Origin of the sequence: Mesorhizobium sp. M4B.F.Ca.ET.058.02.1.1, from assembly GCF_003952505.1 — a bacterium.
GTDB lineage: Bacteria > Pseudomonadota > Alphaproteobacteria > Rhizobiales > Rhizobiaceae > Mesorhizobium.
On sequence record NZ_CP034450.1, the window covers coordinates 4,863,149 to 4,887,128 of the forward strand.

18 protein-coding genes and 2 pseudogenes are annotated in these 23,980 nt (G+C 58.8%); 4 read left to right on the top strand and 16 right to left on the bottom strand.

Annotation, left to right across the window (positions count from 1 at the left end):
* The first annotated feature begins 64 nt into the window (after positions 1 to 64).
* The gene (locus EJ073_RS23640) at positions 65 to 697 is read left to right on the top strand and encodes a hypothetical protein (protein WP_164747218.1); all 633 of its coding nucleotides are present in this window, start codon (positions 65 to 67) and stop codon (positions 695 to 697) included.
* Here the strand turns inward: EJ073_RS23640 and EJ073_RS23645 are convergent.
* The 3 genes and pseudogenes from EJ073_RS23645 to EJ073_RS23655 form a co-directional block, all read right to left on the bottom strand.
* Entirely contained in the window at positions 660 to 938 is a 279-nt protein-coding gene (locus tag EJ073_RS23645; protein WP_126057763.1) for a tyrosine-type recombinase/integrase, read from the bottom strand. The two genes, EJ073_RS23640 and EJ073_RS23645, sit on opposite strands and share 38 nt — an antisense overlap.
* A gap of 221 nt (positions 939 to 1,159) precedes the next feature.
* The gene (locus tag EJ073_RS32535) at positions 1,160 to 1,504 is read right to left on the bottom strand and encodes a hypothetical protein (RefSeq protein WP_236473687.1); all 345 of its coding nucleotides are present in this window, start codon (positions 1,502 to 1,504) and stop codon (positions 1,160 to 1,162) included.
* A gap of 562 nt (positions 1,505 to 2,066) precedes the next feature.
* Positions 2,067 to 2,381: pseudogene (locus tag EJ073_RS23655) on the bottom strand (transposase); the annotation flags it as partial.
* Positions 2,382 to 3,222: 841 nt separating this feature from the next.
* Between EJ073_RS23655 and EJ073_RS23660 the strand changes: the two are divergent.
* The gene (locus EJ073_RS23660; RefSeq protein WP_245455769.1) at positions 3,223 to 3,840 is read left to right on the top strand and encodes a DUF2285 domain-containing protein; all 618 of its coding nucleotides are present in this window, start codon (positions 3,223 to 3,225) and stop codon (positions 3,838 to 3,840) included.
* 796 nt (positions 3,841 to 4,636) lie between these two features.
* On the opposite strand, the gene EJ073_RS23665 is transcribed toward EJ073_RS23660, so the two are convergent.
* From EJ073_RS23665 to EJ073_RS23675, 3 genes and pseudogenes are all read right to left on the bottom strand, one after another.
* Positions 4,637 to 6,112, bottom strand: a complete 1,476-nt coding sequence (locus tag EJ073_RS23665) for an NAD-dependent succinate-semialdehyde dehydrogenase (RefSeq protein ID WP_091595859.1) — start codon at positions 6,110 to 6,112, stop codon at positions 4,637 to 4,639.
* Between the two features lie 184 nt (positions 6,113 to 6,296).
* On the bottom strand, positions 6,297 to 7,784 hold the full coding sequence (locus EJ073_RS23670) for a pitrilysin family protein (RefSeq protein ID WP_329608815.1): 1,488 nt from the start codon (positions 7,782 to 7,784) through the stop codon (positions 6,297 to 6,299).
* A gap of 9 nt (positions 7,785 to 7,793) precedes the next feature.
* Positions 7,794 to 9,099 (bottom strand): annotated as a pseudogene (locus tag EJ073_RS23675) (pitrilysin family protein); the annotation flags it as partial.
* 1,672 nt (positions 9,100 to 10,771) lie between these two features.
* Here EJ073_RS23675 and EJ073_RS23680 point away from each other — a divergent pair.
* Complete coding sequence (locus EJ073_RS23680) at positions 10,772 to 10,984, top strand: cold-shock protein (RefSeq protein ID WP_008874821.1); 213 nt, start codon at positions 10,772 to 10,774, stop codon at positions 10,982 to 10,984.
* A 222-nt stretch (positions 10,985 to 11,206) separates the two neighbouring features.
* On the opposite strand, the gene EJ073_RS23685 is transcribed toward EJ073_RS23680, so the two are convergent.
* The 6 genes from EJ073_RS23685 to EJ073_RS31720 all read right to left on the bottom strand — a co-directional run bounded on the left by EJ073_RS23685 (position 11,207) and on the right by EJ073_RS31720 (position 16,678).
* Positions 11,207 to 11,677 carry a MucR family transcriptional regulator gene (locus EJ073_RS23685; RefSeq protein WP_091595855.1) on the bottom strand — a complete coding sequence of 157 codons (471 nt, stop codon included), beginning with the start codon at positions 11,675 to 11,677 and terminating at the stop codon, positions 11,207 to 11,209.
* Between the two features lie 466 nt (positions 11,678 to 12,143).
* Entirely contained in the window at positions 12,144 to 12,677 is a 534-nt protein-coding gene (locus EJ073_RS23690; RefSeq protein WP_101918715.1) for a tetratricopeptide repeat protein, read from the bottom strand.
* A gap of 53 nt (positions 12,678 to 12,730) precedes the next feature.
* Complete coding sequence (sctV, locus tag EJ073_RS23695; RefSeq protein WP_029354834.1) at positions 12,731 to 14,794, bottom strand: type III secretion system export apparatus subunit SctV; 2,064 nt, start codon at positions 14,792 to 14,794, stop codon at positions 12,731 to 12,733.
* Between the two features lie 232 nt (positions 14,795 to 15,026).
* Positions 15,027 to 15,917, bottom strand: a complete 891-nt coding sequence (locus tag EJ073_RS23700) for an EscD/YscD/HrpQ family type III secretion system periplasmic domain-containing protein (RefSeq protein ID WP_029354836.1) — start codon at positions 15,915 to 15,917, stop codon at positions 15,027 to 15,029.
* Between the two features lie 116 nt (positions 15,918 to 16,033).
* Complete coding sequence (locus tag EJ073_RS32540; protein ID WP_224570034.1) at positions 16,034 to 16,276, bottom strand: nodulation protein NopA; 243 nt, start codon at positions 16,274 to 16,276, stop codon at positions 16,034 to 16,036.
* Positions 16,277 to 16,348: 72 nt separating this feature from the next.
* Positions 16,349 to 16,678, bottom strand: coding sequence for a hypothetical protein (locus tag EJ073_RS31720; RefSeq protein WP_091595908.1), 330 nt, complete (start codon positions 16,676 to 16,678; stop codon positions 16,349 to 16,351).
* Between the two features lie 1,349 nt (positions 16,679 to 18,027).
* Here EJ073_RS31720 and EJ073_RS23715 point away from each other — a divergent pair.
* A complete protein-coding gene (locus tag EJ073_RS23715) occupies positions 18,028 to 20,142 on the top strand; it encodes a hypothetical protein (protein WP_029354840.1) in 2,115 nt (704 codons plus the stop codon).
* Positions 20,143 to 20,684: 542 nt separating this feature from the next.
* Here the strand turns inward: EJ073_RS23715 and EJ073_RS23720 are convergent.
* The 4 genes from EJ073_RS23720 to EJ073_RS23735 form a co-directional block, all read right to left on the bottom strand.
* Entirely contained in the window at positions 20,685 to 21,485 is an 801-nt protein-coding gene (locus EJ073_RS23720; protein ID WP_091595847.1) for an Effector protein NopP, read from the bottom strand.
* Between the two features lie 356 nt (positions 21,486 to 21,841).
* Entirely contained in the window at positions 21,842 to 22,879 is a 1,038-nt protein-coding gene (locus EJ073_RS23725) for an EscU/YscU/HrcU family type III secretion system export apparatus switch protein (protein ID WP_029354843.1), read from the bottom strand.
* Complete coding sequence (gene sctT, locus EJ073_RS23730; protein ID WP_091595845.1) at positions 22,876 to 23,694, bottom strand: type III secretion system export apparatus subunit SctT; 819 nt, start codon at positions 23,692 to 23,694, stop codon at positions 22,876 to 22,878. Before sctT ends, EJ073_RS23725 begins: the two co-directional genes overlap by 4 nt.
* Positions 23,695 to 23,702: 8 nt before the next feature.
* Positions 23,703 to 23,978, bottom strand: a complete 276-nt coding sequence (locus tag EJ073_RS23735) for an EscS/YscS/HrcS family type III secretion system export apparatus protein (RefSeq protein WP_024505375.1) — start codon at positions 23,976 to 23,978, stop codon at positions 23,703 to 23,705.
* Between the last annotated feature and the right edge of the window lie 2 nt (positions 23,979 to 23,980).

Sequence of the window (23,980 nt, forward strand, 5' to 3'; positions counted from 1 at the left end):
ACGATTTTCCCAGTTGGCACGACGGTTGCGGTCCTATGCAAACTAGACCTGAGAGCCGCACCGCATGAATGTAGCCTCCCAACCTCTCGCGCCTGTGGCGCACCACGAAGCCGGGCACGCGGTGGCCGCCATCGTTTTGATGCGTCAGGTGTTCGACGACGACCGTGAATTCCCTGCTTTCTCAAGTGTTAGTATTTACCCCGACCCCGGTGACGGAGATTACCTTGGTGTTGTCATGAGCAAGTGTTTTTATTCAGCGCAAGGATTCACCTCGAAGCGAAAGCCGATTTTCCAGGACGATTTTGATCGATATTTCGAACGCGATGGTGCGATCCGGCAGATAGTTGCGTATCTGGCAGGTCCTTTTGCAGAATCCGCATTCAAAGGCTATCTGGACCCGTTCGATATGGCGATGAATGCGTCCGACGAGAATGAGGGGAGCGGCGACTACGCGAATGCCGAGCGAATCTATCGTGAGTTGCGGTTCCTGATGCCGCGCCGCCCCGATTGGGGGCGGATCGAAGATCGCACGGCCCGGCTAGTACTCGATCACTGGTCGGCCATCGAAGCATTGGCCGCACATTTGCTGGTCAAGCATGATCTCCAATTCGATGAGGCGCTGACGATTGTTGCGCCGCATCTTCCGCCCATGCCAGCAGCTACGCCGCCAGAGCGTCCATTTCCGCAGCCTGCTTGATCAGCCATTCGATGTGATTTGACCACATCTGCAACGCCTCGCGCTTTTGCTTGACGTAGGTATAGAGATTGTAGATTTCGCTTATGTCTGTCAGGGACGCTGCCTTGTGATTCAGTATGTGCTCGATGACGTGTGGCAATACCTGCCGCCTGCCGAGATTTGTCGCGAGCGTCCTGCGCAGATCGTGAAGGGTCCAGTTCTCCAAAGCCGTTGCCCCTCGCAGGGAAAAGAAACGTGTCATTGGTCTTCGGTACCGACTGGGGGACCGACACCGCCAGTGTGGACAGCGGAATAAGCGTAGGCTCTTCGTTCTTCGTGCGGTCCGCCGATAGGTCCCATGTTCCGGCTTCAAGGTTGAGTTCAGACCAACGCATCGCGGCAACTTCCGTACGCCTCTGTCCGGTCAGCATGAGCAGCTTGACGATGGAGCCGAACGAATAGCCGATATCGCCCGGTTCGGGCTCACAGCCCGTCCATATAGCCGCCAGTTCGGCATCGTTCACCACTCGCTTGCGCTTGACGATCAGGGCCGGATTTTCCAATCCCTCGCGGGGAAACCGCGACGAGCCGTTGCGGCGGTTTGCGACACCGGATAGCCGCCAGTTCGGCATCGTTCATCACTCGCTTGCGCTTGACGATCGGGGCCGGATTTTCCAATTCCTCGCGGGGAAACCGCGATGAGCCGTTGCGGCGGTTTGCGACACCAGTTGAAAATGCCCGCATATACCAGAAGGCCGTGTTAGCCGCTTGCGGGTGACCCCCGGCGACGATCTTCTTGGTGATGTTAGCAATGTCGGTGTCGGTCACATGGGGGATAGAGCGACTCCCGAGGGCAGGCACAAGATACCGGTTCAGGCTGGCCTCGACCAGTTCCCAGAAATCCCATTCTGCCTTGCCGGTCTTTGCAAAGCCCGCTCCCTTGCATTCGCGCCGATCGGCCGACCCCGTTCGAGGAAGGGCGTGATCTGGTCGGCGGCATGCAGAATCCGGGTGGCGCGGCTGGTCCGGTCGGACGCGGTCTGATCGAGGAAGCCAGCCGGAATGCCGGCGGCTCGTGCGGGAAGGGCGTTCATGAGAAGGTCCTGTCGGGCAAGCTGTTTGGGGGCACGATCACCATAGTTGATCAGGCTCCCGAGTGGGGCATTCTCGTAAATGTCGCTTGCGGACGTATGTTTGCTCTTTGTCCAGAAACAGAAAAGGCCCGATGGGACGGCCGGGCCCAGGGCGGTGTTTTGAGGGTCGTTACTCGGCGGCCTGGAGGTGATCGCCGTCGCCGTCCTCGGTATCGTCAGCGCTGATCTGCGCCTGATTGGCAAGGAAGGCTGGCAGTTCCGATGGAGCTATGCTGGAATTTGGGTGACGAGGCTGATCAAGCGGCGCTCTGCGGCTTCGTTTCGATGACCTCGATTCCGTCCAGGAACCTGGCACCTGCGATGAGTTTCGGCAACTGATTTTGTCCTTTCAATCGTCGCCACGTCCTGGCCGCGGCCATGACCAGCTTGAAGACCATCAGCTGGGCGGTTTTCGAGGATAGCGAGCCCTTGGTACGCACCGTGCGGTGGCGAACGGTCGCAAAGACGCTTTCGATGGGATTGGACCTTCGCAGATGATCCCAGTGTTCGGCGGGGAAATCGTAAAACGCCAGGAACGCATTCTGATCCTTCGTCAGGCAGTCGACCGCCTTAGCATACGCCTCGGCTTCCATCTCGATCGCCTGCGCAAGCAATTTGCGCGCGCCGCTGCGAAGTACATCCGTCAGGTATCACCGATTTCGTCGGGCTGACGAAGGCGAACAATGTTGATAGTCTCGTTCATGGCGTATCGCTCTCCTTGAGAGGTACTGGCAGGCTTCATCACCCGCCTCGATACGCCGCTCTCCTCAAACCGTCATCACCCAGTTTCCGCCATAGCTCCCCCCTGATTGGTCCGCTTCACCTGTGCAACTGCACAGGCTGCCATAGCGGGGAGATTGGCCTCCAATGGCGAAAACTTGCCGCAGGAGACCCTCCGATGACCGTGCCTATGGCGCCGCCGCTACGAAAACTTGCCGACAGGCAGCTCCATCCACTGCCGCGCTTCTGCGCCTTCAAGGGACGTCTGGATGGGACGCAGGAGCCGATGACGGTGACGGAATCAATTCCCTCGGCGTGCTCAGGTCGCGCTGGCCGTCACTGTGCGGGTTCAACGGTCTGGTGGCAATTTGCGCACATCTTCTGTCGCCGACAGTGGCGATGGCTGACGCTTCAACAAAAAGGTGCCTTCGACGTCTGCTGCCTTCGCCGGTGCTTTGCGAAGTGGCATAATGTTTCTACGCACGCAGGCGCGGGCAGGGGGTGTCAGTCATGAATCTCCTGACTGGCGCGGATCAGGCCGATTGGCGGGATGAAAGATCATACGACTACACCGCTGGCCTGACGCTGCGGGAGTGGGCTTGGGAGTTCTTACGCCGCAACCCGGCGTTCCAGCGCGATCTGACCGCTGCGCGCCAGCATTGCAAGACTTGGTCTCTCCGACCCTTTCTCGATATGGTCGCGTCGGCCGGCGACCTGTCACGCTGGGGTGTTCTGTTTCGCGGAGTCTTGTGGCCGCGCTTCGGTCGTATTCTGGTGTCCGCTCTGGTGCGTCCATGTGCTGCCGCTCATTGCGGAACGGTTGCCTGCCTCGTCGCCGACACCGCCGTTCGAACTCTCGGCATTGCCCTGTCGTGCAACCGTCCTGCAGGCGCCCGACAAGAGCCAGCATGTTCTTCTTCGCAATGCGGACCACGCGCTGCAGCTCGCCGTCTCGGGCGCGAATATCCTCCACCCTGTTTGCCTGCATACGCAAGCCATCTGGCCCGCGGTGCTTTTAAAGCATCGACTGAGGGGACTGGAGTGCCTCAATGCTCTCAGTCTAGGGCAACATTTGCCCCCCGCTTGTTTGCGCCGGAAAAGCGCGGCGTCCGTTTGTCCTTCGTTCTTCGTGCGCTCGACGGTTCGCTCGCCGGAGCACCACATCGCGAGCTCGCCGAAGTTCTCATCGGTCAACGGCGCGTCCATGCCGACTGGGCGGATCCTCGCGATCATCTGCGCGACCGCATCCGTCGGGCCGTCTCGCGTGGCCGCGCGCTCATGAATGGTGGCTACAGAGATTTCCTAGTTTGAAATGCGACAGTCCGCGCTGTGCGTCAGTGGATGAACGTTCGCTCGCAGCTGACCCGTCACCAACAGTTCGCCCGCCGACAGATCTGCATGGCGCCTTGCGGGTACGCTCTGGTCAGGCGTCGGCCGACGCCACAATGACATCGGTGAAGTTGCCAAGGCGGTGGTTCATTAGGGCCGGCCTCGACCTGAACCCACATCAGTGGTCGGAAAGCGGCGTGCACCGCAATGTCGCCATAGCAGCCAAGATCCTTTGAGTCCGGACCTGCAGTCCTGTTGGACCGGCGGGTGCAACAATATGGAGGGATTTGAGACCTCACACTGTCCCCTGGACCGACAGCTCGGTCAGACATCGCACTCACCGCTTGATTATGGAAATGGTGTGCCTGTAGTACAGCGGGTAGCGCTTGCTGCGCACTGTCCTAAGAATAGCAATCATGACCCGTCTGGGGGTCTGCAACACGACGATCCAACCGCTTGGGCATTGTCGCATATCCCACAATGTAGAGTGCGCAACAGGGCAAAAGCTGATCCATCGGCGGTTTATCAATGCTTTTTGGCTTGGCACGGCACATGCAACGCAATCGGCAAAAGGCGCACGAACTGAGTGGCCCCATCGGCCCTAGGAGCGCTGACTTATGCCCTCCCAAGGCATGTCCGGCCCGGCAGCGAGCTCAGTCTCCTGCCGGGCATCCGTGTTTCAGGTCAACGGCGTTAGGAACTTCAAATTAGGTGGCGGCATTGACCGCAGGCCGCCCCCGGTGGGCGGCCGGTGGGCGGAGAGACAGTGCAGCAGGTTTCAAATCCCGCCCATGCAGAGATATTTCATTTCCAGATAGTCCTCGAGGCCATGGCGGGAACCCTCCCGCCCGATGCCGGATTGCTTCATGCCGCCAAACGGTGCCGCCTCCGAGGACATGCGTCCCGTGTTTATGCCAACCATGCCATATTCCAGAGCCTCTGCCACACGCCAGACCCGCTTCATGTTGGAGGCATAGAAGTATGCGGCGAGGCCGTAAATCGTGTCATTGGCCTCGCGCACGACCTGATCCGCATCGTTGAAGCGAATGATCGGCGCCAGCGGCCCGAATGTCTCCTCTTGCGCGACTGCCATGACGCTGGAAATCTCGGTGAGGACCGTGGGTTTGAAAAACGTGCCATTCTTGCCGATACGTTGGCCCCCGCATCGTATTGTGCCGCCTTTCGCAATGGCATCTGCGATGTGAGACTCTATCTTGGCCAGAGCATGCCTGTCGATGAGCGGTCCGATGTCCACTCCGGCATCGAATCCGTCGCCAACCGACAAGTGCCGGACTTTCTCCACGAATTTCTTGACGAACTCATCGTGAACGCTCGATTGGACGTAAATACGGTTCGCCGAAACGCAGGTCTGGCCGGCATTGCGAAACTTCGCCTGGATCGCACCGTCAACAGCAGCGTCGATGTCGGCATCATCGAAGATGATGAAAGGTGCGTTGCCGCCGAGCTCAAGGCTAACCTTCTTGATCTGGTCAGAGCACTGACGCATCAGCAGCCGCCCGACCTCGGTCGAACCGGTGAAGCTGATCTTGCGGATCTTGGAATTGGTGCAGAGTTCACGGCCGACGCGATCACCTTCGGACGCATAGATCAGGTTGACCACGCCATCGGGAAAGCCGGCCTGATGGGCAAGGGCGAACATTGCGCCAGCCACGAGCGGCGTCTGTTCAGCGGGCTTGAGCACGATCGTGCAGCCCGCAGCCAAGGCCGGCGAGATTTTGCGCGCCACCATGGAGGCCGGGAAATTCCATGGCGTGATCGTGCCAACAACGCCGATGGGCTGCTTGATCACTAGCATTCGGCGGTCTGTCGAGGGTGCCGAGATCGTCTCGCCATAGACGCGATTGGCCTCCTCGGCATACCATTGCAGATACGCCGCCGCATGCGATACCTCTGACATGGCTTCGGCAAGCGGCTTGCCCATTTCCGCAGTCAGAATCGCGGCGAGATCGCCTGCATGGTCGATGATCAGCTGATGCCATCGCCAAAGAACGTCGCTACGCTCTCGGGCAGTCAACGCGGCCCATCCCGACTGCGCAACATAGGCCTTGTCTACCGCAGCACGTGTCTCCTCCACGCCCATATCGGGAAGCTCTGCCAAAACTTCGCCGGTCGACGGATTGACGACCTCGAACGTCTTATTGCCAACCGGTCTGCCGAGTGCCGGCAGGCGGTCGATGGCTCCAAACAGGTGCGGGGATTTCAGACGGCGGATCATCGGCAGGCACAGGGGCAATACCGGATTCCTCCTCAACGCAGCGAACATCCAGGTCGACAGGCCGTCGGTGTGTATTCTGCACCAGCGGGTTCGTCCTAGGGCCTCGGCAAAGCAGCTGGTAGACCAAACATACGACAACAGTTCCGTTAGTTTGAGTGCCCGCGGTTCATCAGTTGATGGATTGAGCAGCCGGATGTTTGCTTCATCCACCCGCTGCCTGCTGGTGGCGTGCGAGTGTATTCTGCAAAAGGCGGCATACATGCTGAGGAGCGCCGTTTCGGCGAGAGGCCCGCCTGGACCGCCAATGCCGCGCAAGGCCCGCGAAACGACTCCGCGGGTCTGCATGATCTGCTTGGCCCACCGGCCTCCATATTCGCTCTTCCCACGAGAAGCCCCAAGGAAGAAGGAAGGCGAGATGAGTTTCTTTACTCATCCTTGCCGCCCAGCGGCGGCCGACCACCAAAATGGCGGGCTCGGCCGAAAGCAGCTTCTTGGCCGCCGCCTTGACCTGTTTGAGCGTCACCCGACCGATGCTGCGGGCGCGACGCTGGTTGTAGTCGACGTCGGCCTTGTGAATCTGCAAATCCAGGAGCCGGTCTGCAATCGAGCTGGTCGAGCCCAGACGGTCAATGGCATAGGTGCCGATCAGGTGCTTCTTCGCCGCCTTGAGCTCGGCCCCGGTCGGTCCTTGCTGCGCCATCTGCTTTACCACATCTCGCACGATGCTCAGCGTTTGGGCGGCGCAGTCCGAGCGTGTCTCTGTCGTAACCAGAAGCTTGTCAAGGGTCAGTTCAGAGCTGACGTGATAGGCAAGGCCGCGTTTTTCGCGCACCTCCTCGAAAAGGCGGGAAGTCATGCCCGAGCCGCCGAGGATGTCATTCATCAGCACGGTGGCGAAGTGATCCGGCGCGCTACGCTTCACGCCAGGCCAGGCCAATCGCAGCGAAGTCTGCGGCAGGTCGCAGTTCTCCTCCACCAGTTGGCCGAGCTTCGGTACGACATCGGCGACGGGGGCGAGGGTTTGTTGCTCAGGCAAGTCACCAAACAGCTGGTCGAGCCTTTCCCTCAGCGTGTTTGCATCAATGTCACCGACCACGGCAATATGGAGCCCGTCGCGAGCGAAAATCGCCTTGTGGAAGGCGAGGAGGTCGGACGGCGTGATGCCGGCCAGGCTCTCTTTTGTGCCTTCTCCCGGCCTCGAAAAAGGATGCGTGCCATAGATCGCGCGCAGCCATTTGCGCTGAGCGATTGCGTCAGGGTCGCGCTCGCTGCCGACGATGTCGGAGACAATCTCGGCGCGGACGCGATCGATCGGCCCCTGGTCGAAGCGCGGCGCGTTGAGTGCGAGCCGAAGCAGGCCGAACGCGGCGTCCTGCTGTTTGGGAAGCATGCACACCGATCCGCAGATGTAGTGTCTTTGCGCCTCCAAACCCATCTCGGCGCCGGCATCGTCGAGCTTCATCTGGAAGGCATCGCTGTCGTAATTACCGGCGCCTTCGATGAACAGGCCGGCCATCAGATTGGCCATCCCCTCCTTCCCGACCGGGTCCTGCGTGATGCCGCCGTTGAAGGCAAAGCCGATGTTGACGATTTCCACTGTGTGGTCCTCCACCAGCCAGGCGATCATGCCCTTTTCGGACTTCACCTCCTGGATGTTCATCGCAGCATGGGGCTGAGCGCCGAGCGTCATCTCTTCATTCTCCGTCTTGGGCAAGAGATAGCCCGTGGTCGAACGGTCGAACGCGAGATAGCGGGCGGCAACTGCTTTGATTTGCGCGGCGGTAACCCTGCGGATGCGAGACGGCCGTTCCTCGACATCTTTCACGGTGCCGCCGGTGGCCAGCGTCGAGCCGTATATGCAGGCGAGGTCGTCCTGGTCGTCTTCGGCAAAGATCATATCGCGCACAAAGCGCTCCTTGGCCTTGCCCAGTTCCTCGCTGCTGACACCATCCTTGGCAATGCGAGCGACTTCGGCAGCGGCCGCCGCTTCGAGATCGGCCAGCTTGGCATCGCCGCGCGGCGCGCCATAGATGGCGAACCTGGTGTCGTCGAGCATGGTGCCCTGGAAATAGGCGCAGGCGCTGGAAGCGATACCTTGCTGGACAGCGAGCGCCTGGTAGAGCCGGCTGCGGTTACCGCCGCCGAGGATTTCGGACAGCAGGTCGAGCGCTTCGGCCTCGCCCGGCTTGGCGGTATGGTAAGACGGCACCACCCACTGCGTCGAAAAACTGGGCACGCTGACGCGGGCGTCGGAGAGCGTGACGGTGCGCCTGGTGTTCTGCTCGGGCTCAACCGGCCGGATGCGCGGCGGCAGGTCGGGCCCGCGCGCCACCTTGCCATAGGTCTTCTCGGCCAGCACCTTCACCGTCTCCGGCTCGACATCGCCGGCCACGATCAGCACGGAGTTGTTGGGCCAGTAGTATTTTTCATAGAAGGCGGTGGCGTCGACGCGGTTCAGCTGCTCGATCTCCTGCATCCAGCCGATGATCGGGATGCGATAGGGCTGGTTCTGCCACAGCGTCGCGTCGATCTCCTCATGGAGCACGTCCTGCGGGTTGGTGTCGGTGCTTGAGCGGCGCTCCTCGATGACCACGTCGCGCTCGGTCTTGACGACATCGTCGGTGAGGATGAGGTTTCGCATTCGGTCGGCCTCGAAGCTCATCATCAGCTCGAGCGCCGACGGCGCCACTGTCTGATAGAAGGCGGTGTAGTCGGAGGAGGTGAAGGCATTTTGCGAGCCGCCGATCTCGAACACTGCGCGGTCGAATTCGCCGGCCGCATGGTTGGTCGTCGCCTTGAACATCAGATGCTCGAAAAAAATGGGCAATGCCGGATTTGCCCGGCGGCTCGTCGGCGCTGCCGATCTTGTACCACACCATGTGGCTGACGATCGGCGCCCGGTGGTTGGGAATGACGACCACCTCCATGCCGTTGTCGAGCACGAAATCCGTCGCCTTGCCGTCCTCCCATGCGACGGGGACCGGAGCCGTCCTCGCGCCGCCCAACTCGGTCGCAACGGACGTCCTGCGAAGCCCGTGAGTGCGGGGCTTGCTTGGTAGTTCTGATAGGGAGAGTGGGATTATGGGCTGGGTTCCTGGCAAAGTGATTTGTTCCTCATTTTGAAGGCTCTATGTCTCCCGACGCCTATTGGGAGAAAGTGGATCGGCACGCGACGCCGAGCCAGATGAGCCGTCAGCGTGTTGCCGGGCCTGACGCGGGCCTCATCTTTGGATGCGTCCGGGGAACGTTCGGCAGTATTTTGGTGGGGCCATGGGAAGTCTGCTCGTTATCCATTGGGTGTTTGCGGATACCTGAGCATGCGCCGTGCCAAGTAAGAAAGCCCCGATTTGCAAGGTTTGATCCAACCTTGATACTTGCGATATCCGACATTGTCGGGCATCCGACAGAAAGCGCCTTTCGCCGGCGCGCCGGCTACGGCGCTCGCCTCCTCCGGCGTGACGACGATCCTTTGGCGGGCGCCGCGCACACCGATCTGCCCGCCTATCAGCACCGCGACATCGAAGGACAACGCGATCGTGACTGATGGGTCTTACGCAAACATGCAGCAGTGCCACCGCCATCAGGACTTCATCCGCCCCTCAAAGCCCCGAGCGCGAGGGGACGACGTGTAAGGCAACATGTCATCCTCGACAATGATGCCGCGCATAAAGAGGTAAGGTCCCTCGTCGTACCGGCGAGCCCCTTCGCTGGGTTCGCCGAGGGTCTGGTTTGCGAACGTCGACCGACAGCATCACGCATGGGCGGCCGGATCGATAGACAAGCATTGACCGTGCCACCAGCGCATTGAGGGCAGCGCAGAGTCCAATTGGCCTGTGCCAGCCGGTATGCTGGAGCTTCAAGTGTGGCCAGCCAAGCGGGCTGGGATATCCTGGACCGTCCAGATTGCAACGCACGACGCCTGGTCATCGCCCGAACGTTCATTGACGCTCAGCGAAGCTTGCGTCATCCGGACGATCTGGGAAAAGCTTGGCCGGGCCGGCGCCTTCCCAGGCGCACGGGACGCGCGACGACCCATGTGGACCTTGGATTTCACTCCGCACCCACGCTGCTTTGGCCTTGTCAGCAGCCTGGGCGGCATAGCTGAGTCCCGCCCTTGCTCAATCTGCCAAACCATCTCGCTCACAAGCGATCGGGTGGTTTGTGCCGTCTGAACGCGCATTGTCAACTTGCCGACAGTCTGGGGTTCCGAACCCGACAGTTGATTCAAACCGACAATGGCCCGCCTCAGAAGCAGGCAACCGCGCTTCGTAGCAGGCCGAAGCTAATCGAGGTTCGCGGGTCTCGGTTTGAGTGTGCAGTGTCGCTGCGCGCCTGATCTTTCGGTCTGATGACAAAAACATCGTCATTTTGGCCGACGATATCGGTCAGGAGCGGGTATTGCGGTCGAGCAGCGACCCAAGCACGTCCACAAGATGTGCCGAGTTTGCAGGGTTGGGTCATTGTTTCTGTCGACGTTTGAGCGACAGCGCACGACGAAACGTCTGGCATACGCCTCGTCTGGCACGCGCCTCGCATGTGTGGCAGGTGCTGCTGGAGATCAGGCGGTCGAGTGGGCCTTGCAATTTTCCGATTTTGCTGCGCCTAAAGTCTCGTGTACAAATCAGGCTGGCGTGAATGGCCTGCCTAAGTTGCGACTTGTTACAAAGGAATGGATATATGGCGACTGGAACGGTGAAGTGGTTCAACAGCACCAAGGGTTTTGGTTTTATTCAGCCCGACAACGGCGGTCAGGATGTCTTTGTCCACATTTCCGCTGTTGAACGAGCGGGCCTGTCGACCCTTAATGAGGGCCAGAAGATAAACTACGAGGTCGAACAGGATCGCCGCACCGGCAAGTCCTCTGCAGGCAGCCTCAGCAAGGCTGGCTAACGCGTGCGGCAAGGATGCGGCATACTCCGAACGCATTGACCGGCTCGAAACCCGGCCGGAGCATGCAACCAGGTAATGCCGCGGCAGCGATTGCTGGAGCCGTCGCGAATTCCTCTGGAATGAGGCTCTTGGACGGGAAAGGCGGGGCTCGTCCCCGCCTTTTGATTCCGCGCAGATTGGGCCTACGGCTGCCGCGCGTCCCGAACGACTGTTGATACGGATTTAGGCTGCGACCTTTTTGCGGGTCCGTTTCGCCGGCGCCGGCACCGGGGCTTCCGGCTCTTTCGGTTTGCGGCCGAGTCCGATGGTCTTGGCCAAGGCGGAGCGCGTAGCGGCGTAATTCGGCGCCACCATCGGATAATCCGACGGCAGACCCCATTTGGCGCGATATTCGTCCGGGGTCAGACCATAGTGCGTCGACAGATGGCGCTTTAGCGATTTGAATTTCTTGCCGTCTTCAAGGCTAATGATGTAGTCCGGTTCGATCGACTTTTTGATCGGGACAGCAGGTTTTTTCACAGGCACAGGCTCTTCTGCCGGTATTAGTCCGGCCGTGCCTTTTAGAGCCCCGTGCACTTGGGCGATCAGGGCAGGAAGCTCCCCCGCCGGGACGGGGTTGTTGGAGACGTAGGCTGATACAACCTCGGCAGTGAGCTCGATGAGGATGTCGGTGTTGTGGGCTTCTTCTGTCATAAACTTCTCCGGGCAGCTTGAAACACAGTCGGGCGAAGTGTCGCTACATAGTGGCGGTTGACGCTGAAAGCAAATGGATCGACGGGTGCGCTGCTCCCCACCATTGAAGTCTCGGGGAAGTATCCCGTCATCGTCCATCGGCCTAGAGGCAGCGTATTGCATTATGGGAGCGGTCGCGCCTGCCCCAAGTTAGAGGCAGGCATTCGCGCGTGAATTAATCAAATCCATCCTGAGCGTATCTCGCGTGGCAACCACGAAGGCGCTCTGGCAACGAAGCGAGGCGGATGGCCTTGCGGGTGGCCGAGAGATGTCATCCGGCTCTCCTGCCGACCTCTGCCGGCCAGATCTGGAGCAACAGCTTTGCGCAGATATGGCTCTCTTCAGAGGCCATCTATGATGGGAGCCGAGCGCGTCTCGAGCCGGGGAATAGGCTGCACATGCGCTGTGCCCACCTATTGCGATCGTGCTAACCTTGGCTGTTCGGACTTGCCGTTAAGGCAAGCGACAGATTGAAGTTATGCTGCACCATCTGATTCCCTGGCTCGGTTTCGAGAGCTCGCCGATACAGGGCCTGTGCCGCGTCATGCCGCCCCTCAATGTCCAAGATCACGCCCTTCGCATTCAATGCACGTACGTTTGCTGGGGCTGCAACCAAGACGCTGTCGAGCACCTCAACCGCTTCGTGCGGGCGCTTCTGGGCCACCAAGGCTTTTGTAAGCCGTATCGCCGCATCAACATTGTCCGGGTGCTGCTTCACCTCATCCCGCAAAGCCCGCTCTTGAACATCCTGACCAACTTCGCGCAAAATGCGTTCGCGCATAGCCGGATCGATTTGATCGGCGCTGAGCAACTCTGGGGAAGATGTCTCCTGCACGGAAAGAGCGGGCTTTTGCCAGCTGGCGCAACCGCCCAAAGGCAGAATGGCGAGTACGGCAAAAAGAAGTGAGCTCCGGCGCAGAAACATAGGCGATGGAGAAACTGTATTTCTAACAAATTTCATATTATCTCTCGGTTATCAGGGAGGCGGGTCGCGTTCAGTTAGGAAAGGTGGAACTACTCTAACAATCCGCTGTTCGATCCGTGCGGGAGTTTGACGGATCCTGCCGGGCGAATTGTAAAGTCGGAGGCGAGGTCTTGATAAGACAGCACGGCGAGATCGATCCCGTTTCGCGTCAGAAAGCCGCGGACGAAACGTCGGACATCCATTGACGTCAACAGAATAGGGCGGGTTTGACCCGGTTCTGTGTTCGAAAGGACCTGACGTATCTGTGATAGCATCGCTTCGCTTTGCCGATCCTCCAGTGCGAGATAGGGGCCTGCATCCGAATCTCGAACCGCGCCACGCATCACATCCTCGCTCTCGCGTTCGACGACCAGGGCGGACACGATGCCCTCGGTGTTGGCATAGCGGTGGCAGATCTGTCGCTTCAAACCAGAACGGACATATTCCGTCAGCAGGGCAACGTTTTGCTCACGCTCGCTCCATTCGGCCAATGCCTCCAACACGAGACGGGTGTGGCGGATTGGGATACCTTCCTCCAGGAGGCGGCGCAGAACATCGGCAATCCGAGGAATCGGCGTCGTGCGCAGCACCTCTTTCACAAGATCAGAATATTCCTGCTCCATTCGGCCCAGGAAATGTCGGGTCTCTTGGATGCCCACCAATCGCGGTGCGTAGCGGGTCAACGTTGCATGGACGCGCAAGGCGAGGAGTTCGCCGGGAGCCCAATGCTCCGTGCCGGCGCCCGTAAGGGCCTGTGCAGGGGTATGTTCGACCGGGAGTCTGTCCGTTTTCGGCTCACGCCTAAGGGGGATACCGCTCGAGTCGACGTGCGCTACATCGGCTCGGAGCGTCATCTGGCTTGGATCTATCGCGTCCTGTTCGACTGGCACGCCCTCGACATCTATCCGGAATTGCGATGTAGGCAGCTGCTCGTCAACCAAGACAGGGATGCGGGGAACGATAATGCCCAGATCGGCTGTGACCAGGAGCGAAACGCGCCCAATATGTTTTTGCAATTCGGCTTGATCGATCGCCTGCATAAGATTTGGCGCTAAAAAAAATGCGATCGGGAATTCCTTCGCAGGCGCGGCTTGCTTAGGCTCCGCTGCAGTTCCATCTTTTGCATCGGCAGTGCCGGCGCCCAGCACATCAGCCTTGACAATGCTTACCGCAGCGAACACTGCGGCCAGCATCAGAAAGACGGGGAGGGGAAACCCAGGAACGAACCCCATCACGACCAGGACGCCGGCCGCCAGCCGCAAGGCTCGAGTACTGGCCGTGAGCTGACTGACCATTTCGGTACCGAGGTTGATCCTCGCCGTCCCAGTCACACGGGTGACGATGGTCGCCGCAGTAATGGAGAGCAGAAGGGCCGGAATCTGCGATATCAATGCATCGCCTATCGTCAGCAGAGTATAGTGATGCAGCACCTCGCCGAAGGACATGCCCTTGGAGAGCAGACCGATCGAAATTCCACCCAGCATGTTGATGCAGATAACCACCAGCCCGGCGATGGAATCGCCCTTCACAAATTTCATCGCGCCGTCCATCGCGCCATATAGTTGGCTTTCCTTCTCCAATTCGGCGCGCCGCCGGCGGGATTCGTTGGCATCGATGTGGCCGTTGCGTAGCTCTGCGTCGACCGCCATTTGCTTGCCCGGCAGAGCATCCAGCGTGAAACGCGCCGCCACTTCTGCCACCCGTTCGGCACCCTTCGCGAGGACCATGAATTGCACCATGGTGACGACCAGAAATATGACGAAACCCACCACGATATTGCCTGAGATGACGAAATCGCCAAAGGTATGAATAATGCTGCCGGCCTCCCCCTCGGCCAGGATCAGTCGCGTCGTTGCGACCGTCAGCGCGAGACGGAATACAGTGGAAATCAAAATAACGCCGGGCAAAGAGGAAAAATCAAGTGGAGTACTGACATACAGGGCAACCATCATCAGCAGTATGGCCAACCCCATATTGAATCCTATCAGTGCGTCGACCACCACGACCGGGATAGGCATGACCATCATCGCGACAGCCAGAAGCAGCATCAACGCAACCATTAAATCCGGGCTGGCCGGCGCACGCTTGATGAAGTCACGCAGGACGTTGGCCATCGAGACACCTTTGCAATCGGTTGAGACTTACTCTGCTGTTACGCCCTGAAACGTAGCTTTCGAACTCCGAAGGCGCCTCGGCCTTGGCCAGCGCGTGACCCTGCATGAGAGCCACAAACAGGCGCGAAATGGCTGGGCAGCAAATGTTTCCAACGCAGCCAGCTTGTCAGCACCGAGCGCCACAGGATGTTTGGCTGGCCATAGAGTGCTGCTTGATGGGGCCTGCGAGCTTTCAATATGGGAGAGCAGCAATGCGGCCATTCCTGCTCAGCAGCACACGGCTGTCCTCAATACGATCGACTACCCATCCATCAGCTAAAATGGCCCCGACAAAATACTTCTCGCTGTCGATGACAAGATACGGTTGGGCCCCATGCCACACAGCTTCGACCGCGATTGCGGATGGCGCCTTCTCCTCTTTGATGAGCACTCCGTTCACCAGTGTTAGAGTACCCTTGGTGCGACGATCGAACGATTGCTGAAGCTTCTGCCAGCTGATGACCGATTCAGACGTGACGGTGCCCTCGGCGGTCACAACACCCTTTGCGGAGCCAATCTTGACGTCGAGAAGACCCGCTCGATCGACTTCCTCCTGCAGCTCTTTGGCCGCTGCCCCCGTAAGTTCATTGTCAGCGCGGTGACTGATCGTTCTGGACGCGACTTCAGCCCGAAGTGAATTGGGGCTCGATCCACTTGCATTGCCAAGATAGGAGAACATGCCCGAAAGCGCGCCGATCCCGAGTGAGCTGATTATGACCATGGCGAGCACACCGATCGGTAGGCGCGGTATGCCGGTCGAACCAGGCGGCTCTGCATCCTGCACGGACCAAGCAATGGACATCTCGCCTACGAGCAGGACGGCAGGAAGGGGCACAACAACGGACTGGCCTGCGGCGATATTCCGGTTGCCCTCGATACTGAGTCCGGGTGCAAGCGCCTCGAGTTCGATCGACTTGCCAAGAAGAGTTACACGAAGATGATGCGGTGCCAGTCCTTGCTCGACAAAGACCAAATCGGCATCGAAGCCGCTGCCGATTAAACACGTTTGAAGATCCGTCTTGCCGGTCAGTCCGCAATAGAGCCCCGAAAGCACTTCGAAACGGAGGGAAACGGCGTCATCCACAGAGCATCTCTCAAACAGGATAGAAGCCGCACGGCAATTGCCATGCGGCTCATTTCGGGACTACGTCGCGTCAATAAGGAGACGCGCTAGGGGCAGTCTAAAAGCCGCTTCCGACATTACGAAACGCGTTCGTCGGCGGCCTTCTTGATGGTCTGGAGATTGGTCGTTAGAGTGCGCAACTGGACACTCCTTTTCGTCGCCTCCAAGCTAACATTGGTTAGTTCTTGCACTTGCGCCTGAAAAGCAGTAGCATCAGCTCCGCTTGTATTGCCGGGAGTGCCACTGTTAGTTTTATCGGTATTGCCGGCGCTACTGGTATTGGTATTGCCTGATTTCTTATTATTATCAACTGCAGCCATGATCATTCCTTTTTCTGTTGGAGTTGTGCCGTCAATAACGGCCTGTATGACCTCACGCCGGATTTTCCCGCGTCAGGCATCTTCTGTGTCATCCAAAGCTTCATCGGCCTCAGCCATCGCATCGTTCGCGAATTGGAACGCGAACGATCGCAGGATACTTTGGAAGGCTTCACTTTGTGCTGCAGACTGTGAGTTGTCTTGAAGTTGATCATTTGAAACGGTCCGGTTATCCGCCCGATCGTTCCCGCCAGCTGGCTTGCCATCATTCCCACCAGCTGGCTTGCCATCATTGCCACCAGCCGGCTTGCCATCACCAGAATGCTCGGATTTCGAATCCCCATGGCCCTTTCGGATCAAGGAAGTCCCGAGGTTGCCAACTCCACTCCCAATTGCTGCTATCATCAGGTACTCCGGCATTTGCCATTGGCGGCGACGTGTTAAAGGTTAACCTCGATCAAGCTAAGGGCGGGAGCTTTCGAGAACCTGACGGCTTTTGACAAAAACCGGCCAGCGCAAAAACGTATGCTCTGCAGGATGTTGCTCTCGCATCGAACAGTCGACCACGATCTCGGCTGTTCGGCCAATCCCGCCGTCCACGCATGCCGCGACCGAATGGCAGCCGCAGCAGCTCGTTTGCATCCTCGATGCTGTGGTGTCGAACAGGAGACACGGTCCACGTGCTGCATGACCGCAATGACCGTATTCTTGCTGGCTCCACGGGCGCACGCAACGAGCAGGAACTCGGTCTTTGCATCACCATTCTCTCGCCTGCACATCACGGCCCGGCGCGGTGAGCTCATTGGCTTCGAGAAGGTCGGCGAGTACGAACATGGGATGGTCTGCCGGCTTTGGGAGGCCGGTGCGGATCCTCTTCTCACCATATCGAAAGCTTGAAGCGGTCGGATTTTCTTGCCCTGTTCGTGAGAACTCCCATCGTCAGCTAATCGTCAGCCAAGCGGTCTATCTAGGCCGGCCGTGCCTGACCTTCGGATCCAAAGGTCCCGTCTCGACACTTTTTGTAACTATAGATCGAAATGGTTTCCCGCGCGATACGCAACGCACACGCTTCTCTGAAGCAAATGTGTGACTTTGTCGGTGGCGAACGAGAGGAGTGACGCCTCAATAAAATCGTCAGGCACGTGTCTAGGAAGGGGAGCTAGCCGAGTTGGTCTGATTTCATTCGCTGTTCCTGGAAATCGGCGGACTGAAGCGCTGATAATCTCAGGACATCGATGGCAACGTTGCGAAAGTCCTGTGAGCTCGGGCCAATCTTGGCCTGCTACTGAGAAGCACTTTGGCGGGAACATTACGCCGTCGCGGGTCTGGCTGACCGTGACGTTAACCGAAAGATGCCGCTGGTCTCGTCAGCCGCCAGCACAATAGCAGCACATTCTCGCCTACTACGGAGACGCAATATGAAGGGCATTGGCCGACCACGGAAATCGCAGGCTGAAACTGGAGCCAGCCGCGCGGGGCGGGCGAGCAGTTCCCTTTCGCAATCAAGTCTTGCTGCGGGAGAAGGTGGACAGTCATTCGATTCCGTTGTGGAGCAGATGCGCTCTGGGGACGCCGATAGGAGGCCCTCCTCCCTTCCAGTTGCGCGCGGTCCAGGCGATGCCCGCGAAAGTCTGCCAGGCGCCTCGATTGGCGAAGATCAAATCCTGAACGCACCGCCACGTGGAGCCGCTGCGCCACCACGCGGAACCGTAGCGCCACGTGGCGCAGCCGCAAGGCGGCGCGGTTCTCCCTCCATGTCTGAGGGCGAAGCCATGGCGCCGGTCGGTAGCCAACTATCAACCGCGCAGGTGGAAGGCACCAGCTCATCGTCAAATGAAGATATCAGTCCGACACAGCTCAGAATGAACAGTCTTGTTCAACAACTGACTGATTGCGAGGCTGCGGCCAGGAAAACCGACGTCCCCGAGGAGGCGGTGGAGCTGATCAGTCGGGTCGTCGATGCAGCCTCAGCAATTCTGGAGTACCGCGCTAGCCTGCCTGCGGCTGAGGCGCAGACAATTATGCCAGACGACAAGGTGCGTAGATGTTGCCAGATCGTGTGCGACGCCGCGAATGAAGTAGACAAACTTGGCCTGTCGACGATCACGAAATTGGACAAAAAGACCAAGAAAGCGGCAGGTATGGTCGATAAACTCTACTCCTACTCCCAGGCGGACCGGCAGGAGCTGTTGATTTTAAATGTGGAGAACCACCATACGGCGGCAATTAAGTGGTGGGAAAAAAAGGCATGGCGCTCCGAACGGCAGCGATCCGCCTGCGCTGCCACCGCTAGCCTATCCAGTGGAACGCCCGTGATGCGGGAAGCCGAGCGGTGCGCACTGCGGCTGCGTGCCGGCTCGGTACTGAGTGTCAGGATCTGGCTGGTCCGTGAGCGGATCGGTCTTGCGCGGGCCAAGATTGAACTGCGGGCGAGCAGGTTCGAGCCAGATTTGAAGGAACTCCTCGTCGGTCGAAATGGAGTGGTGCAGCTGATGGCAAGCGCCGTTCAAGAAGCTCTTCGCGCCCTCTCTTTGGCGAAGGGCATAATGGATGATGGCAAAGCACTCAACGCTCATGATTGCGCGGTTGTAGAAAAAATCATGGAGCGGCTTTCGGATTTTGGATTGGCGTTGCACGAGGTGCATACCAAGCTAAGCCATACCTACCCAGATGCCGGCCTCCCATTGAAACTGTTCGAACGGATCGTGGACGATGCATGGATCACTGCGCACGATGCCATGCACTTGTTGAACCTGCAGTCTCCGCCGTCAGCCATCATGGCGCCACAGGCCCAGGCGGGCGCTGCGATGCCGGCCAGGGCAGGCGCTGCGATACCGGCTGACACTGCTGGTACGGCTGCAGTGTCAGAAGGCACTACAGCGCGAAGGAAAGGGAAGTCAAAGCATAAGTCGGCAGCTCGCGCCGGGACTTCTGCCGCCGGGCAGCCATCAACACCAGTCGCTGCGAACGCCGGCACAGTGCCAGCAGCCAAGGTTCTCGCGCGCTCGGATCAAGTTGCGAGTACACAGGTGAGAGCGCAAGAGGTGGCTGCGAGTTCGTCGGGGGCAGGCTCGACAATCGGGGGCGCCGCGTTGTCAATGGAGGTATTGACGGAGCGGCTCAAACGATTGGACGAACTTTTGCAGTTCGATCTGGCCGGTCAGCAAAGCGTCGTCTCCCAAGTGCGCCAGATGAAGCCTGAGGAGGCCGGTAAGGTCGTGGACGATGTGGCCCAGTACCTGCGAGCCCAGGCCATTGAGATGCAAACCTGTCTCGCCGGGTTGCAGGGGCGTAATGTACGCCTGCTACTCACCTCCACCCAGCTACCCAAAGTGCACGAACGCACAGACCAGCTCAAAGGGTTGCTGAACATGGTGCTGGGACAGGCCAACGCATTGAATGAAGGAAAAGCCGGCATTACGACTGATTGCATGAAGACCTACGCATTTCCGGCGCAAAAATACCTGGAACATTTGTGCAATGCCGACGAATTGATGCCGCCGGAGGCACCGGTCGCGCTGCGTGGCGAGCCAGGAAAGCTGTTTGAGATGAAGCTGCAGCCCAAGATGCTGGTCAATGGTGCGATGCCGAGCCCGATGTGGGTGCACATCCACACGAGTCGCCCCGTCATGGCCAGAAACTTGGAAGGGCTGGCTGATTCCGAATTCACCGCTTGCCACGTTAAATCCAACGAACAGCGCGGCTACAATCGAGAGCGAGAGGAAGCCGATGCTAGGTCCGGTCGCGAGAAGGTCATAATTCATCGCGGCAAACTCACCCCCGCTTTCTGTAAGTCCTTGTTGACCTCGGGGCTTGGCCGCCAACCACGCCATTCGCGTGCCGAGCTCCCGTCGGCGCAGGCTGCATGACAGGGCACGTACTTTGGGGTCTAGGGCAGAATGCGGCCGGCCACGCTGTGAGTCAGCGAGCATTTCTCCTGGCCAAACCGCGAATGCCGCTGCGCGAGTTGCGGTCCGGCGATTGGAGTCGATCGGCTACCGTCAGGGCCGATTTGCGATGTCGCGTTACCTGCTGTTGACGTGGCGGCGTATCTTGCCTCCCATCCAACTTATCGCCGAGATCGCGCCGCCAAGATCGAGGCGGAAGGTCTTCCTGCGAGCGCGGAGCAGGCATAGCCGATCCGATCGGGATCGGCGCATCGCAACGACCCAACGGTGTGGTGGAGAAAATTGGATTCGGGAGAGCTCGTATCCAAGAGGCGGAGTTCCGGCCCGAATACAATCCGCTCGCAAGCACCCACGATGCGCATCCGCAGTTTATTGTCTGGGAGATGGGCTGGATCGCTCGGCGGCGCTGGCGCTAAGGCGGGGCTGTCGCCGGACAATTAGCATTCACTGCCAACAGCCTTGCAACCGTCACCAGTTGCAAGGCTCGGCGGCGGGTCGACAAATCACATGAAATCGTCGTCAGACCCGCTATCGCTGCTGTCGCTGTCCTCGGTTTTGTGGAGATAGAGTGGAGGTTTGCCTGCACGCTGCCACTCACCGGCACTGTTCTTCGTCCATTTGTCGGGATGCTGCGTAGGGTCAAGCACCAGGTCGCCATGATCCACTTCAACAAACCCCATCGTCTGCGCGCGCGCTTGTGCTTCCGGATTAGCCGCACGCCAATTCAGCAACGGTCGGTCGCCGTCTATCCGAAGTTGATGCTCCAGCAGAATATCGCCCGCATTTTCGACGAGCGGATGGGCGACTTGAAGATCCACTATGGAAGTGACCTCAGTTCGACCAGGAAATTGTTCCCGCCAACTTTCCGATTCGAACTCGTTCATGCTGAATCCGCCTTCCATTCTCAGCAGTCCGGCACTCCGGTCTCCCAATTGGTAACTGAAATATCGCGCGTGCTCCGTATCTCGACGGATGCCATATTGCTGAGCAACGTCCGCGGTGCGCCTGGCTCGTGACGATACGAACTCCGAATACTCTTGAGGATTGTCGGCGATGTGCGTGATTTCATCACCATGAAATTGCCTCACCTGTCTCCTGAAGGAAGTCCTGTTGATCTCCACCACAGGAGGTCGGGAATTGAGGGAGTATGCTTGGGGAGCCGCCGATGATGAGGCGCCGCTACCTTCCGATCCGGATAAGTGCATTCGGGCAAATGTGTCCGCGAACCCTTCGCTTCCTGCATCCGATTGCTCGCCGGCATTATGCGCGCGGTAACTATCGGATGAGCCAATTCGACCATACATGACGATTCGTACTCCTATGTTTCGCAACCGAGCTCAAGTTAGCACGGCTGTTCAACATAGGGCGCTTAGTTGACGACTAGCTGACGAGGGCATTCCAACGGCTGCACCAATCAAATCCGCACTGCCGGCCTCAAAACCTCGGACTGCGCCACGCACCGGCCAGCAGAGGCTGAAAGGTCATGCCCGGAGGACTTGCCGTAGTTGCTGGGTGGCAGATCCGAGGGGAGTGATTGCCCCAGGCCCGCGGTTGCGCGGTTGGCCTGACAGAGACACTGGGGCACGGATGGCCAGCCGACATTTGCCACTAGCATGGAACCAGGTCAGTTTTGAACTGGGCAGTCGTGGACTTCCAATGACTAGGCCAAGCCTGCGGCAAAGAATGCTTTCGCGACAGGCTGGAAATATTGCATAGGAACCGCGTGGCCGAGTTTTGTAGTGCTTATCAGCTGACGCGCTAAGACATGGTCATGGACGATCGTCAGGCGTAGTGCCCGCGCCTCACTCAACACATGTGAAACGCGCTCACCTTCGGCACGGCAAACTAAGAACGGCACCCCGGTTTCACCGCGAACGTAACGCAGACCGATCAGGACCGCCCTTCCTGTTAAGACCAGCGTGGCGCGATGCACGCCAAGCGCAGGCTCGTCGGCCGCCTCCTCGCGGATGCGACGCTGTTCACCTTTCAACTCTGGCGCTCCTTGCTGATCCTTCGACTCGCGCGTCACTTCGGTATTGGTCATGCGCATTTCGCGCAGATACAACGCGCGCTGGAGCAGGAGATCGATCAGTCCGCCGACCAGCAGTGCGCCGGCGCCAATTCCCATCAGCAATTTTGTCTCCATAAAGATGAGGCCAACACAGCCCATGCCGCAGATCGGCAGAGGGACCATTGTCTTCCACATCCCGAGAAGGACAATGGAAAAGGTTGCGCTGAGAACCAATACCTTGAACATGGTCTTGCAGACTTCGACCATGGAACGAGCAGACCCCAAGCGCTTCAGCCCTTCAAAGGGGTCAATTTTCTTAAAGCTGAGCTTCATCGGCTCCAGAGAGAAGACAAATCCACCATTGGCTAGCAGGCTGGCCAAAATCACCGCGGCGACGAGGGTTCCAAGCAGCGGGCCAACAGCCGCGACGGTGAGTTGGACGAGCACAACCAATGCCTGCGGCACCGCGGTATCGAAAGGTAGGCTCTGCAACTTGGTGGCTAATAGGAGCGCTTCCCGGCATTTGTCCTCGATCACGCTGCCTCTTAGCCAAAGGTAGCCGAGCCCAGCGCAAGTCCCGACCGCGCGGACGAAATCGGAGCTACGTGGCAGCTGTCCTTTTTTGCGCGCTTCACTTAACTTCTTCGGGCTGGCGGCGTGTGTCTTCTCTTCACTTGTGTCGCTCATGGCAGCAATTTGTCGAACCACTCCAGCGCGCCGTTGGCTTGTGTGACCTCCAGTTTCATGCTCTCCACCAGATAGGCAGCGTAGGTGACCATGAGAACTGGAAAGACAATGTTCTTGATTGCCGGAGACAGTTGGCTCGCCTTAAATTGCGGGGCAAAGCGACGCAGCAGCATCATCGATATATCAATCAGTATCAGGAAGAACACGACAGGCCCCGATACCAATAATGCCGTGCGCATTATGCGGTCGAGAAGCCCCAACAACTCCATTGCTCCTGGCCCGCTCAGTGTCGGGTGAAACTGATACACCGGCCAGATCAAGTAGCTGCGGTACAGGACACTGATCAAAGTTTCCAGGCCTCCTGATCCGACGAATATGGCAATCGCAGTGATCCCCAGAAAAACGCCCATCGCGGAAGCCTGACTGTTCGTCGCGGGATCGGCCGAAGCGGTCGGGCTGCTGATGCCGCGTTGGTTGTCGATAAGCTCCCCGGCAGCCTGAAGGCCCCAAAGCGGAATGCCAAGAAAAGTGCCAAGGAGTACACCGACAAAAACTTCCTTGAATCCGAGCAGGGTTAGCTGGATCAGGCGTGTATCAGAATCCAGCGCCGGCAATCCGCCGCTGACGTGTGCCAGGCATGGTAGTGCGAAGCCAACAGCCAAACAGCCCCGGATCAGCCCACTGATCTGCGAGCGTGTGAATACGGGAAAGATCAGCATGATGCCCATCGCGCGGGCTGCCCCAAGACCTGCCGCAACGACGAGTTCGAGAGCCGTCTGGATCAGAATTTGAATATCGGCCGATGGCGCGTCCATGGGGCGGACTAGTAGCTAAGTGTCATTGCGGGAAACTCGGTGAAGATCTGATCGGCTAGCTCTATGAGCGGGGCGCTTAGCACAGGAGCAAACAGCCCAATCACCGCGACAACGACCAGAAGCTTCACGGTGAGCGGCAAGCTTTCATCCTGGATCTGCGTCGCCGCCTGGAGGATGCCGATGACGAGGCCGACAACCACTGATGCAATGAGCGGCGGTAGAATCCAGATCATGAAAACCACCAGTGATTGGCTCATAAGAGTAATGATGCTGGATTCAGTGATGA

What these genes read in the sequence shown, in the direction of transcription:
- EJ073_RS23640 (WP_164747218.1), top strand. Translation starts at nt 65, where the DNA reads ATGAATGTAGCCTCCCAACCTCTCGCGCCTGTGGCGCACCACGAAGCC.
- EJ073_RS23645 (WP_126057763.1), bottom strand. Translation starts at nt 938, where the DNA reads ATGACACGTTTCTTTTCCCTGCGAGGGGCAACGGCTTTGGAGAACTGG.
- EJ073_RS23660 (WP_245455769.1), top strand. Translation starts at nt 3,223, where the DNA reads ATGGTCGCGTCGGCCGGCGACCTGTCACGCTGGGGTGTTCTGTTTCGC.
- EJ073_RS23670 (WP_329608815.1), bottom strand. Translation starts at nt 7,784, where the DNA reads ATGACGCTCGGCGCTCAGCCCCATGCTGCGATGAACATCCAGGAGGTG.
- EJ073_RS23680 (WP_008874821.1), top strand. Translation starts at nt 10,772, where the DNA reads ATGGCGACTGGAACGGTGAAGTGGTTCAACAGCACCAAGGGTTTTGGT.
- EJ073_RS23685 (WP_091595855.1), bottom strand. Translation starts at nt 11,677, where the DNA reads ATGACAGAAGAAGCCCACAACACCGACATCCTCATCGAGCTCACTGCC.
- EJ073_RS23690 (WP_101918715.1), bottom strand. Translation starts at nt 12,677, where the DNA reads ATGAAATTTGTTAGAAATACAGTTTCTCCATCGCCTATGTTTCTGCGC.
- sctV (WP_029354834.1), bottom strand. Translation starts at nt 14,794, where the DNA reads ATGGCCAACGTCCTGCGTGACTTCATCAAGCGTGCGCCGGCCAGCCCG.
- EJ073_RS32540 (WP_224570034.1), bottom strand. Translation starts at nt 16,276, where the DNA reads ATGGCTGCAGTTGATAATAATAAGAAATCAGGCAATACCAATACCAGT.
- EJ073_RS31720 (WP_091595908.1), bottom strand. Translation starts at nt 16,678, where the DNA reads ATGATAGCAGCAATTGGGAGTGGAGTTGGCAACCTCGGGACTTCCTTG.
- EJ073_RS23715 (WP_029354840.1), top strand. Translation starts at nt 18,028, where the DNA reads ATGTCTGAGGGCGAAGCCATGGCGCCGGTCGGTAGCCAACTATCAACC.
- EJ073_RS23720 (WP_091595847.1), bottom strand. Translation starts at nt 21,485, where the DNA reads ATGTATGGTCGAATTGGCTCATCCGATAGTTACCGCGCGCATAATGCC.
- EJ073_RS23725 (WP_029354843.1), bottom strand. Translation starts at nt 22,879, where the DNA reads ATGAGCGACACAAGTGAAGAGAAGACACACGCCGCCAGCCCGAAGAAG.
- sctT (WP_091595845.1), bottom strand. Translation starts at nt 23,694, where the DNA reads ATGGACGCGCCATCGGCCGATATTCAAATTCTGATCCAGACGGCTCTC.